The 12,920-nt window shown below is 44.9% G+C and carries 11 protein-coding genes and 2 tRNA genes; 7 read left to right on the forward strand and 6 right to left on the reverse strand.

The genetic code is table 11. The features are described from left to right. Positions 1-252 precede the first annotated feature (252 nt). Both AAFX28_RS06900 and AAFX28_RS06905 read left to right on the forward strand, forming a co-directional pair. Positions 253-327, forward strand: a tRNA-Gly gene (locus tag AAFX28_RS06900). An 18-nt stretch (positions 328-345) separates the two neighbouring features. Beyond that, positions 346-420: transfer RNA gene (locus tag AAFX28_RS06905), tRNA-Gly, on the forward strand. A gap of 179 nt (positions 421-599) precedes the next feature. Here AAFX28_RS06905 and AAFX28_RS06910 read toward each other — a convergent pair. Next, positions 600-1,412 carry a sulfite exporter TauE/SafE family protein gene (locus AAFX28_RS06910; RefSeq protein ID WP_408686724.1) on the reverse strand — a complete coding sequence of 271 codons (813 nt, stop codon included), beginning with the start codon at positions 1,410-1,412 and terminating at the stop codon, positions 600-602. Between the two features lie 331 nt (positions 1,413-1,743). Between AAFX28_RS06910 and AAFX28_RS06915 the strand changes: the two genes are divergently transcribed. Continuing rightward, positions 1,744-2,718 (forward strand): DUF1852 domain-containing protein, encoded by a 975-nt coding sequence (locus AAFX28_RS06915; protein ID WP_408686725.1) that lies wholly within the window; start codon positions 1,744-1,746, stop codon positions 2,716-2,718. 22 nt (positions 2,719-2,740) lie between these two features. Then, positions 2,741-3,769, forward strand: coding sequence for a methionine synthase (locus AAFX28_RS06920; RefSeq protein WP_408686726.1), 1,029 nt, complete (start codon positions 2,741-2,743; stop codon positions 3,767-3,769). A gap of 99 nt (positions 3,770-3,868) precedes the next feature. Here the strand turns inward: AAFX28_RS06920 and AAFX28_RS06925 are convergent, their stop codons facing one another. The 5 genes from AAFX28_RS06925 to AAFX28_RS06945 are packed head-to-tail and all read right to left on the reverse strand — an operon-like array spanning position 3,869 to position 8,800. Next, positions 3,869-4,753, reverse strand: coding sequence for a hydroxymethylglutaryl-CoA lyase (locus AAFX28_RS06925; protein ID WP_408686727.1), 885 nt, complete (start codon positions 4,751-4,753; stop codon positions 3,869-3,871). Positions 4,754-4,765: 12 nt separating this feature from the next. Then, entirely contained in the window at positions 4,766-5,560 is a 795-nt protein-coding gene (locus AAFX28_RS06930; protein ID WP_408686728.1) for an enoyl-CoA hydratase-related protein, read from the reverse strand. Positions 5,561-5,569: 9 nt separating this feature from the next. Further along, positions 5,570-7,186 (reverse strand): carboxyl transferase domain-containing protein, encoded by a 1,617-nt coding sequence (locus AAFX28_RS06935; RefSeq protein ID WP_408686729.1) that lies wholly within the window; start codon positions 7,184-7,186, stop codon positions 5,570-5,572. Between the two features lie 9 nt (positions 7,187-7,195). Further along, a complete protein-coding gene (locus AAFX28_RS06940) occupies positions 7,196-8,365 on the reverse strand; it encodes an isovaleryl-CoA dehydrogenase (RefSeq protein ID WP_408686730.1) in 1,170 nt (389 codons plus the stop codon). 57 nt (positions 8,366-8,422) lie between these two features. Continuing rightward, positions 8,423-8,800 (reverse strand): MerR family transcriptional regulator, encoded by a 378-nt coding sequence (locus AAFX28_RS06945; RefSeq protein WP_408686731.1) that lies wholly within the window; start codon positions 8,798-8,800, stop codon positions 8,423-8,425. Between the two features lie 209 nt (positions 8,801-9,009). Between AAFX28_RS06945 and AAFX28_RS06950 the strand changes: the two genes are divergently transcribed. From AAFX28_RS06950 to AAFX28_RS06960, 3 genes are read left to right on the forward strand one after another with little or no spacing between them, the layout of a single operon-like run. Next, the gene (locus tag AAFX28_RS06950) at positions 9,010-10,221 is read left to right on the forward strand and encodes a thiolase family protein (RefSeq protein ID WP_408686732.1); all 1,212 of its coding nucleotides are present in this window, start codon (positions 9,010-9,012) and stop codon (positions 10,219-10,221) included. 35 nt (positions 10,222-10,256) lie between these two features. Beyond that, the gene (locus AAFX28_RS06955) at positions 10,257-11,750 is read left to right on the forward strand and encodes a CoA-acylating methylmalonate-semialdehyde dehydrogenase (RefSeq protein ID WP_408686733.1); all 1,494 of its coding nucleotides are present in this window, start codon (positions 10,257-10,259) and stop codon (positions 11,748-11,750) included. A 9-nt stretch (positions 11,751-11,759) separates the two neighbouring features. Further along, positions 11,760-12,914: an acyl-CoA dehydrogenase family protein gene (locus AAFX28_RS06960; protein WP_408686734.1), complete on the forward strand. Its 1,155-nt coding sequence runs from the start codon at positions 11,760-11,762 to the stop codon at positions 12,912-12,914. Positions 12,915-12,920: the final 6 nt, after the last annotated feature.

A 12,920-nucleotide genomic window follows, 5' to 3' on the forward strand; every position in this document is an offset into this window, starting at 1 on the left:
GGGGTTTCATATCCAATTCGAACAACGCTTAGTGACTGATATATAAGCTATATCTATTAAAAACTATAAAAGCTCAAGGTTTCTATCTTGAGCTTAATTGTTTCTAGTGTATGAAGATACTCAGGCAAAGTGACGATAAGAGCAGCATACTCACACTAAATTGATGCTTAGTTCGCCACTTAGAGCAATTAACGAAGAAAAGGCTTTTCTTTTCAGTCAGATGTGGCATATTGAATTGGTCTTCACGATGATGCGTGCATCGTATAATGGCTATTACCTCAGCCTTCCAAGCTGATGATGCGGGTTCGATTCCCGCTGCACGCTCCAATACTTAGACCACAAAAAGCGTACTTCGTATAATGGCTATTACCTCAGCCTTCCAAGCTGATGATACGGGTTCGATTCCCGTAGTACGCTCCAATCCTTCTTATTAGCTTCAAAACAACCATATAACGCGCTTAATTGCGTGACTTTTTGTATCTATCTGAAACGTATATGTTTGGTCATCACACAACCGTTGTGAGCGCTACTTCATCTAGAAGTATGTGTGACAGGTCGTTAAGTACATTGCCACACAATATCTCTTTAGTTATGTCTGTTTAAGCCATCGCCATGTTGGTCGCCATTGCCAGTAGTAAAACCGCAAAAAGTTTTTTAATTGTTGAAACGGGCAGGGCTTGGGTTGCTTTCGCGCCTAGTGGGGCAGTAAACCAAGAGGTGCTGACGATGCCAAATAGTGCCGGAAGATAAACAAATCCAGCGAATCCATCCGATAGATTGTAGTGACCGCTTCCAGAGCTGATATATCCAATTGAGCCAAATAGTGCGATGACAATACCGCATGCAGACGCGCAACCAATCGCCTTTTTCATATCAATCGAGAAGAACGTAAGTAAAGGAACTAACAACGCTCCTCCGCCGATCCCTATCATGGCAGAGAGCCCACCTGTAATGGTCGTTAATACAGTCAATAGACCTTTGTTTGGCATTTTTCGTTCTGGCTCCGTGTCACTCTTAGTGCTGCTAAAAAACAGCTTTAATGCAATAAGTACGACACTGACAGCAAATACAGTTCGAACAACTTGTTCTGGTAATAGCGCTGCCATAAAACCACTTACTAAGGCACCTAGTGCAACGCCTGTCATTATCCAAGGTGCGAGCTCCCATGGTACGTTGCCTTTTTTATGGTGTGCTATTGCTGAAGACGTAGATGTGAACAGTATCGATGCCAGCGAGGTAGCAATCGCAGCGATGACGACTTGCTCTGATGGCAATACTTCAAATTGGAGCAATATGATGCTCAGAATTGGAACAATAACCAATCCTCCACCTATCCCTAATAATCCTGCTAAAAAACCCACACCACTGCCTAATAAAGCGCAGTATAAAACCAATAATAGCAACTCAGTCACTCCATTTACCTCTCACTATAGATAGGGATATTCCCTTATTAATGTATTTATATTGTCTTACGCCCATTAATATAACTTCTTAAAAAATAATGAAACATGAATATTTCTCATGTTGATTGTGAAAGAAAACCATTGTTGTTCTGACAATGAATCAAGCTATAAATATGTCTCTACTCTGTGACCACGATGTTCCAACGGCTATTTGACTGTTTCTATCTAAGAACTGAAAGTCGAGAAGTGGCAACTGGGAAAGCAAAAATAACGAATAAGCCTGGGAAAGAGTAAGAGAAAAATTCAGCTTTCATCTAAGGATATAGGATACAAGATCAACATGGCTAACGACTTCACTTTTACAATCAAGAGCATTCGTCTCGATGAGAATTATCATCCATCAAACAGTACTCGAATCACGACTAACTTTGCTAATTTAGCGAGAGGTGAGAGTCGTCAATCGAACCTACGTAACGCCCTTAAGATGATTGACAATAATTTTAACGCTCTAGCACATTGGGATAACCCAAATGGCAATCGTTACTCTGTCGAGCTAGAGATAGTGTCAGTTGATATGGACATTGAAACGGGCGGCGAAAGCTTTCCATCAATTGAAGTATTGAAAACTTATATCGTTGATAATAAAACGAACGAGCGAATTGAAGGTATAGTCGGAAATAACTTCTCTTCGTATGTCCGTGATTATGATTTTAGTGTTCGCCTGTTAGATCATAATAAAGGCAAACCACAATTTTCGATTCCAGAAGATTTTGGTGAGTTACATGGAAAACTATTTAAACACTTTGTCAATTCGGAAGAATACAAGCAGAACTTTAAAAAGCCACCGGTTATATGTTTAAGTGTTTCAGATAATAAGACTTACCATCGAACTGAAAACCAACATCCTGTTTTAGGTTACGAATATGAGCCGAATGAATCATCGCTAACTGAACAATATTTCCAAAAAATGGGCTTACAGGTTCGTTACTTTATGCCGCCGAATAGTGTTGCCCCATTCGCTTTCTATTTCTTCGGTGACTTATTGAATGATTACACTAACTTGGAGTTGATCAGTACGATCAGTACGATGGAAACCTTCCAAAAAATCTACCGCCCTGAGATTTACAATGCCAATGCGGTAGCTGGAAAGTCTTACCAACCAAGCCTTAAGAACAGTGACCATTCTCTCACACAGATTGTTTATGACCGAGAAGAGCGTAGTCGTTTGGCGATTGAGCAAGGTAAATTTGCTGAAGAGAACTTTATTAAACCGTACCAAACTGTCTTGAATCAATGGGCAGAAAACTACGCCTAGAAGTCACCAAGGAAGAATGATTATGAAAACACTATTACCGACTTCGACGGCAGGTAGTCTGCCAAAACCATCTTGGTTAGCAGAACCAGAAACACTATGGTCACCTTGGAAACTCGAAGGTGAAGAACTGATTGATGGCAAGCACGATGCTCTGCGTGTGTCACTGCAAGAACAACAGAAAGCGGGCGTTGATATCGTTAGTGACGGTGAGCAAACGCGTCAGCACTTTGTCACGACTTTTATTGAACATTTGAGCGGCGTTGATTTTGAAAATCGCAAGACGGTGACAATTCGCAATCGTTATGAGGCAAGTGTTCCAACGGTTGTTGGCCCAGTAAGTCGTCAAAAACCAGTGTTTGTTGAAGATGCTAAGTTTCTACGCCAACAGACGGACAAGCCAATTAAGTGGGCATTACCAGGTCCTATGACAATGATCGATACGCTTTATGATGATCATTACCAAAGCCGTGAAAAGCTAGCTTGGGAGTTTGCTAAGATCCTCAATCAAGAAGCTAAAGAGCTTGAAGCTGCGGGTGTTGATATCATCCAATTTGATGAACCTGCATTCAATGTATTTTTTGACGACGTAAATGATTGGGGCATTGCTTGTTTAGAGCGAGCGATTGAAGGGCTTAAGTGCGAAACAGCAATCCACATTTGTTACGGTTATGGCATTAAAGCGAACACGGACTGGAAAAAAACGTTAGGTACAGAGTGGCGCCAATACGAAGAAGTATTTCCAAAGCTGCAGAAATCGAATATCGACATCATTTCTCTTGAGTGTCATAACTCTCGCGTTCCAATTGAGTTACTGGAACTTGTGCGCGGCAAAAAGGTGATGGTGGGTGCGATAGATGTCGCGACTGACACCATTGAAACCCCAGAAGAGGTCGCTGAGACACTTCGCAAAGCGCTAGAATTTGTCGATGCGGATAAACTTTACCCATGTACCAACTGTGGTATGGCCCCTCTAGCAAGAGACGTCGCCTCTGCGAAACTGAATGCGCTAAGTGCGGGTGCAGAGATCGTTCGAAGAGAGCTTTCAAACTAATTTCATCGCTTAAATAGATATAGAATAGGGTTACTTACTTAGCTTGTTTGGTACAAAGTTAAATGAGTAACCTTTAACTATTATCTTAAGAGAAACCGCTTAGATGTTTTGATTACCAACAAACTGTTTTACTTCTAATATTTTTTCTAAATCCACACCAGTCTCTATTCCAAGCCCCTGACACAAATATAGTACATCTTCAGTGGCGACATTTCCTGATGCGCCTTTTGCATATGGGCAGCCACCGAGTCCTCCGACACTTGAATCGATAACCGAGATCCCTATTAACAACGCTTGATAGATATTGGCGATTGCTTGACCATAGGTGTCGTGAAAGTGAACTGCAATATGTTCTTTGTTAGTGATGGTGAGAACCGCATCTAGCATGGTGGCGACTCTTAGTGGCGTGCCTGTCCCTATGGTGTCGCCCAGCGAAATTTCATAACAGCCGATATCAAGCATTTGCTTAGCAATATCTGCGACAGTATGTGGGTTTGTTGAACCATCGTAGGGGCAGTCTACCACGCAAGAGAGGTAGCCTCTTACTGGAATGTTGTGTCTGGTTGCGAGTTCGATGACCGGCTTGAATCGGTCTAAGCTCTCCGAGATCGAGCAATTGATATTTCGTTGGCAAAAGCTCTCAGAAGCAGAGGTAAACACCGCGATTTCATCGACGTTACCTTCGATCGCTTGTTCTAGTCCTTGGACGTTTGGCGTTAGGGCAGAGTAGGTGATAGCAGGTTGGCGCTGTATACGTTGAAATACTTGGCCGGAATTGGCCATTTGTGGAATTTTTTTGGCGGAGACAAACGCACCTGCCTCAATATGAGTAAGTCCAGTTTGCGATAGCTGATTGATAAGCTCTACTTTTACCTCTAGTGGCACTGCTTTTTCGTTTTGAAGGCCATCGCGAGGGCCGACTTCAACGATCTTAATCGACTTAGGTAAGGAAGAGAAAAAGGCATTAGAGTAGCTTTTGTCCATAGCGTAGCCTGCTTAAATCCAGTTGGGGGATCGTTTATCGAGAAACGCACTCAATCCCTCTTGGCCTTCATCAGAGACTCTAACCTCGGCGATTAGTTCACTGGTATAGCGCTTTAACGGGCCATCGACAACCACTTGCTCGCATCTTGCGCACAGTCGTTTACTGGTTGCCAGCGCATGTGGGGCGAGAGTTAATGTATTGGCTATCCACGCTGCTACGATTTGTTCACTTTGACTTTGGTCGATTACTTGATGGATAAGATCTAAATCAAGAGCACGTTCTGCATTAATCACCTCAGCACTGAGCATATATCGCCGTGTATGACGAACGCCTATTGCGCGGATAACGTAAGGGGCGATGGTGGCAGGGACTAGCCCGAGCTTAACCTCACTCAAACAAAATTTGGCATTGTCATGTGCGATGACCATATCGCAACAACAAATAAGACCCAGAGCACCGCCAAAAGCGCATCCGTTAACTATGGCTAAGGTGGGATGCGGAAAGGTATCGAGCTTTTCTAGAAGTGTCGCTAGTTGGTACGCATCGTGTTGGTTATCTTCTTTGTTTTTGTTGACCATAGAACGCATCCAGTTGATATCAGCACCAGATGAGAAGTGCTTGCCTTCACCGGTGAGAATCAGCCCGCGAATGTTTGCGTATGAAGAGAGAGTCTCTAGTGTCGCGACGAGCTCAGAAATCGTTTTATCGTTAAAGGCATTGGCTACGTTAGGGCGACTAAGGCGCACGTGAGCCATGCCATTAGAATCTATGTGGTAGTGGATGGTTTCAGCATCAGAAGATAACATGGTAATCACCTACATTCTAAATATGCCGAACTTACTCTCGGCAACTGGAGCATTAAGAGAAATTTTCAGTGCGTAAGACAATACATTGCGGGTTTCTTTGGGATCGATGATGCCGTCATCCCAAAGCCGAGCGCTAGCGTAATAAGGGTGACCTTGTGTGTTATACAAATCCAAGATTTCTTGTTTAAATTCCTGTTGGTGTTGTTCTTGCCAATCTTGACCTTGGCGTTGCATCACCTGGCTTTTGACTTGAGTAAGAACACCCGCAGCTTGTTCCCCACCCATCACTGAAATACGAGCGTTAGGCCACATCCACATCATCGTTGGATCGTAGGCTCGCCCGCACATCCCATAGTTTCCTGCTCCATAAGAGCCACCAATAATGATGGTGAATTTAGGCACGTCAGCGCAGGCTACGGCCATCACAAGTTTTGCCCCACTTTTGGCAATGCCGCCTTCTTCATACTTCTTACCAACCATAAAGCCAGTGATATTTTGCAAAAAGAGTAAAGGGACTTTTCGTGTAGCGCATAGCTCAATAAAGTGAGCGCCTTTTTGTGCTGACTCTGAGAACAAAATTCCGTTGTTGGCAACAATACCGATGAGCTGGCCAGCGATACGAGCAAAGCCACAAACGAGGGTTGCACCAAATAGGGCTTTAAATTCATCAAATTCTGAATCATCGACAATGCGAGCGATGATCTCTCTTACATCAAACGATAAGCGTAGGTCTGAATTCACGATGCCATACAGCTCTGTAGCGTCATAATGAGGGGTTAAGCCGCTATCTGCGCTACTAGATACATTAGAGCTAAGTGGTGTAACGTTGGTGTTAGATACCGCTTCTCTCGCTATCTCTAACGCATGAACTTCATTTTGAGCGTAATAGTCCGCTACCCCTGATTTACGGCAGTGAACATCGGCACCGCCGAGCTCTTCGTCTGTGACAACTTCACCAGTTGCGGCTTTAACTAAAGGCGGGCCAGCAAGAAAGATCGTCCCTTGCTGCTTGACGATGATAGATACATCGGCCATAGCGGGTATGTAAGCGCCACCTGCTGTACACAGGCCAAGGACAACGGCTATTTGTGGAATGCCTTGCGCTGACATGCGGGCTTGATTATAGAAAATTCGACCGAAGTGCTCTTTGTCGGGAAAAACCTCAGCTTGATGGGGGAGGTTAGCGCCACCTGAATCGACCAAATAAACACAAGGTAGCTGGCATTTTTGAGCGATTTCTTGTGCTCTTAAGTGTTTTTTTACCGTAAGGGGATAATAGGTTCCCCCTTTGACTGATGGGTCATTTGCGATCACCATGCAATCTACTTGATTGATCTTACCAATGCCCGCGACCACACCCGCGCAGGGGATCTCGTCTTCGTAGACTTTCCATGCGGCAAATTGGCCAATTTCAAGAAACGGGCTATTGTCATCTAACAGTTTTTCTATACGCTCTCGAACGGGTAATTTGCCTTTGGTGCGTTGGCGCTCAATTGCTTTAGACCCGCCACCAAGTTTGATTTTATCAATGTCAGCCTCCAGTGTAGTAACCAGTTCCGACATGGCAGCGCTGTTCTTTTGGTAGAGTTCTGATTCAGGCTTAATCTTAGTTTTGATTATAGGCATGGGGCATCCTTATCTTGACTCTTCAAACAGTTCGCGTCCGATCAGCATTCGACGGATCTCAGAAGTACCTGCGCCGATTTCGTAAAGCTTGGCGTCACGCAGCAGTCGACCAGCCGGGAACTCGTTGATGTAGCCATTGCCACCAAGCAATTGAATCGCATCTAATGCGAGTTGTGTCGCGAGTTCAGCGCAATAAAGAATGACGCCAGCGGCATCTTTGCGTGTGGTTTGTTGGTTGTCGCAGGCTTTGGCGACAGTATACAGATAGGCGCGGGCAGCATTAGTTCGGGTATACATATCCGCCACTTTTGCTTGTACAAGCTGGAACTCACCGATGGAGCGACCAAATTGTTTGCGGTCATGGATATAAGGAATGACAAGATCCAAACATGCTTGCATGATTCCAAGTGGGCCAGCAGCAAGAACAACACGCTCGTAGTCGAGGCCACTCATTAGTACCTTAACGCCTTGGTTTAACTCACCTAAAACGTTTTCTTTTGGTACTGGGCAGTTGTCGAATACCAATTCGCACGTGTTTGAACCACGCATACCGAGCTTGTCTAGCTTTTGAGCATGGGAAAAACCATCAAAACTCTTCTCAACGATGAAAGCCGTAATACCGTGGGAGCCTTTATCGGGTTGTGTTTTCGCATAGACAACAATTACATCGGCATCGGGGCCATTCGTGATCCACATTTTAGAACCATTGAGTAGGTAATAGTCGCCATTTAACGTTGCTTTAAGCTGCATGGATACAACATCAGAACCAGCGTTAGGTTCACTCATGGCGAGGGCGCCAATATGAGAACCATCAATGAGTTTAGGAAGATATTTTGCTCGTTGGGCATCGTCGCCGTTTCGAAAGATTTGGTTTACACAAAGATTGGAGTGAGCACCATAACTTAATGCTACTGAGGCGGAAGCTCGGCTAATTTCTTCCATCGCTATCACATGGGCCAGGTACCCCATGTTTGCGCCGCCATACTGTTCATCAACGGTGACACCTAACAGGCCCATCGCTCCAAACATTGGCCAAAGCTGATTTGGGAACGCATTGTCTTGATCAATTTCACTCGCGAGTGGCGCGATGTTTTGCTGAGCAAAGCCTTGTACATGTTCACGCAGTAAACTGAGTTCTTCATCTAGCCCGAAATTGAGCGAGGAGTATTGGGATAACATAATGCCTCCGAGTTATCGGCGATGACAATAAAATCGAAGACATACAGTTGGGAAATTCTAACTCGCTTTTCGAGTCTCTAGCGCTTGTTCACAACGAGTTCTAGCCACTTTTAAATCGTCTAGCATACTCTCAATGTCTTCCATCTGGCGCATCAATAGCGCTTCCTTTTCATCAATGATTTTCAGCATTTCAGTCAGCTGAGTTTCTCCTTGATGCGTATCGTACAGTTCAAACAGCTCACGTATTTCAGCGAGAGAAAAGCCAAGTCGTTTGCCTCTAAGGATCAGCTTAAGGCGCGTCTTATCACGACGGTTATAGATGCGCATACTGCCTTTACGTTCTGGTTGAATTAGCCCCTCATCTTCGTAAAAGCGGATGCTACGGGTCGTAATGTCAAATTCTTTGGCGAGGTCGCTAATCTTGTACTTGTCCACTGATTGATGATTCCTTTTTCTTGGGCAATAAGGTTTAAAGTCACGATGAATTAATCTTTGTTTCAAAGTTGACGTTTACGTAAATGTTAGTGCTATGCTTACGTAAACGTCAAGAAATTATATCTGGCCTTAATCAATGCTCGAAGTAATGAATGGACTTTGTAGAGGGACTGCTTGATTGAGTAACGCGATGTCAAAGAGGACGGCGCATGGAACAACAAGAAATATGGATAGTTGCAGCAAAACGCACCCCTTTGGGTAAATTCCAAGGTGCGTTTTCAAAGCGAAGTGCGCCTCAATTAGGTGCTGTTGCCATACAAGCTGCTTTGGAGAGTAGCAAGCTTGCGGCTGATTTGATTGATGAAGTCTTTATCGGGTGCGTACTCCCTGCTGGCTGTGGTCAAGCGCCGGCAAGACAAGCAGCATTAAGTGCAGGGATTGATACTAGTGTTCCTTGCACGACGGTCAATAAAGTGTGTGGCTCCGGGATGAAAGCGGTGATGTTGGCTCACGATATGATCAAAGCCGGCTCTATACAGTGTGCAGTAGCTGGAGGCATGGAGAGTATGACTAATGCTCCATATCTGCTGAAAGAATCACGAAGTGGCATGCGAATGGGGCATAAAACCACATTCGACCATATGTTTCTAGATGGATTACAGGATGCTTACGAAGGTGAGTTGATGGGAGTGTATGGTCAAAGAGTGGCTAACCAACTTGGTTTTAGTCGCGAGAATATGGATGAATGGGCGGCATTGTCGGTTCAACGCGCGTTATCAGCTCACCGACAGAAACTCTTTGAAACTGAAATTGTCCCGGTTGAACTCGACAGTGGTGAAAGCCTAGATTGCGACGAACTTCCACCCTCAATTAACTTAAACAAGATACCTCAGTTGAAGCCTGCTTTTGCTCGCGACGGGACGATCACGGCTGCCAACTCTAGTGCAATTTCAGATGGCGCATCTGCGTTGATTGTTATTGATTCTGCACTGGCCAAGAAACAAGACCTAAACCCATTAGCGGTGATTAAAGCCCATGCGACACATGCACGTAAACCGTCTGAGTTTACGGTTGCTCCTGTTTATGCCATTCAGAAATTATTGGCAGAACTCGATTGGGAGGTTAACGATGTCGATTTGTGGGAAATAAACGAGGCTTTTGCGGTGGTGACACAGATCGCCGTGAAAGAGCTTGGTATTGACCCCAATACGGTCAATGTAAAAGGTGGATCTTGTGCATTAGGGCATCCTATTGGAGCGAGCGGAGCACGGATTTTGACAACGCTTATTTATGCTTTACGACAATTGCAATCAATGGGTGTAAATGGTGATGCCTCGAATCGAAAAGTGATGAGAGGCGTTGCTGCTATCTGTATTGGGGGCGGGGAAGCGACTGCGATAGGCATTGAAATCCCCTTGTAAACTTAACAGCCCTAGTCAACGGTAAGGAAATCACAATGACACAACTTGTCCCTTTATTTATTGGTGGTGAGCTCTATCAATCAAATAGTGATGAATGGTTAGAAGTAACCAATCCCGCCAACAATGCCGTGATCGCTGAGCTTCCATGTGCAACCAGCCATGAAATGGAAAAAGCGATTCAAAGTGCACAAGAGACATTTCTAACATGGAAAGAGGTTCCGGTCTCCGAACGTGCGCGACTTATGCTCCGTTTTCAGCACCTTTTAAAAGAACATCACGACGAGCTTGCAGAGATTCTCTCTAAAGAAACCGGTAAGACGACCGTGGATGCTAAAGGAGATGTCTGGCGAGGAATTGAAGTGGTTGAGCAAGCGGCTAATATCGCCAGTAATATGATGGGTGAAACCGTCGAAAATGTCGCAACGGATATTGATAGTTACTCGCTGATTCAACCACTGGGTGTATGTTGCGGAATTACGCCATTCAATTTCCCTGCGATGATTCCACTGTGGATGTTCCCACTTGCGATTGCAGCAGGCAATACCTTTGTTCTCAAACCTTCCGAACAAGTCCCTTTAATAGCAATGCGGTTAGCTGAGTTGTTTGAGCAAGCAGGGGCGCCAAAAGGCATATTACAGATAATCCACGGTGGTAAAGATCAAGTGGACTATTTATTGGCGGATCCAACAATTAAAGCGATGTCATTTGTGGGCTCAGTACCTGTTGCTCAATATATTTATCAAACCGGCACTTCATACAACAAACGAGTTCAAGCGTTTGCAGGGGCCAAAAATCATATGGTGGTTATGCCAGACGCTAACAAAGAGCAGGTGTTGAGCAACTTGGTCGGATCTTCAATTGGTGCGGCGGGGCAACGCTGCATGGCAATATCCGTCGCGGTGTTTGTTGGCAACTCAAAAGAGTGGATAGACGACTTGGCCAAAGAAATGTCAAAGGTCACGCCTGGTGCTTGGAACGATGATAAAGCAGGTTACGGTCCTCTGATTAGCAAACAAGCGAAAGCGAGGGTACAAGCGCTGATTGATGAAGGAAAAGCGCAAGGGGCGGTATGTAAACTTGATGGCAGTAATTGTCAGGTTGATGGATTGCCTGATGGTAATTGGCTAGGTCCGACACTTTTTAGTGGTGTAACAGCCGACATGTCGATCTATCAACAGGAAATCTTTGGTCCGGTTTTAGTCTGCCTAGAAGTGGATACACTCGAAGAGGCAATCACACTCATCAACAATAATCCTTATGGTAACGGTACTTCAATTTTTACCGCCAGTGGTGCTGCTGCACGTAAATATCAACATGAAATCCAAGTCGGTCAGGTTGGAATAAATGTGCCAATTCCTGTGCCTCTACCATTCTTTTCATTTACTGGCTGGCGCGGCAGTTTCTATGGTGATTTGCATGCTTATGGTAAGCAAGCGGTTCGGTTCTATACCGAGACAAAAACAGTCACTGCACGTTGGTTTGATGATGACATTCCAACAGGCCCTAACATGACGATTCAGCTTCGATAAGGAGGTGCTATGGACTTCGAACTTAATGAGGACCAACGGATGTTTGCTGATACTGCGGCTCAATTTTCGAAAGATAAATTGATGCCGATGGCAGAAGAGTGGGATCAGCAGCAGATCTTTCCTAAAGATGTGATTCGTCAAGCAGGAGAGCTCGGTTTCTTAAGTCTCTATACGCCTGAATCAGAAGGAGGTCTTGGGCTATCTCGTTTAGATGCTTCCATCGTATTTGAGCAATTAGCTAAGGGATGCACGTCAACCACAGCCTTCATGACGATTCATAATATGGTGACTTGGATGGTGGCAAGTTTTGGTAGTGAGCATGTTAAGCAGAGCTATTGCGATAAGCTGATTTCTGGTGAGTGGTTGGGATCTTATTGCCTTACGGAGCCAAACGCTGGGTCTGATGCTGCGGCGCTAACCACAACCGCCCAGCGAGTCGAAGAGGGGTATCGACTCAACGGCTCAAAAGTGTTTATTTCTGGTGCAGGTGATACGGAGTTATTAGTTGTCATGGCACGTACAGGTACTGAGGGGGCAAAAGGTATTTCAGCCTTTGTCGTACCAGCGGATACCAAAGGCATAAGTTACGGTCGTAAAGAGCCCAAAATGGGGTGGAATTCTCAGCCAACTCGCAGCATCAGTTTTGATAATGTTTTGATTCCTCATGAGAACTTGCTAGGTAGTGAAGGCCAAGGTTTTGTATTTGCGATGAAAGGTCTGGATGGCGGGCGAATTAATATCGCGACTTGCTCGTTAGGGACGGCGCAGCAAGCCTTGGAGCACGCAACACAATACCTCAAAGAGCGAAAGCAGTTTGGGCAACCCATCGCTCAGTTTCAAGCACTGCAATTTACGCTCGCTGATATGGCAACAGAATTAGTGGCGGCAAGACAGATGATTAGGCTAGCGGCCACTAAATTAGATAGTGGTGACCCAGAAGCGACCACCTACTGCGCGATGGCAAAACGGTTTGCCACAGATGTTGGCTTTAAGGTGTGTGACCAAGCATTACAGCTGTATGGCGGCTATGGTTATATCAAGGAATATCCAATGGAAAGGTATTTCCGAGATGTACGTGTTCATCAAATTCTGGAAGGTACTAACGAGATTATGCGAGTCATCATTGCTAGACGACTACTTGCCGAAGGGGCACAAATTCTATAGAGGAAA

It is taken from the genome of Vibrio sp. TBV020 (assembly GCF_046056895.1).
Taxonomy (GTDB): domain Bacteria; phylum Pseudomonadota; class Gammaproteobacteria; order Enterobacterales; family Vibrionaceae; genus Vibrio.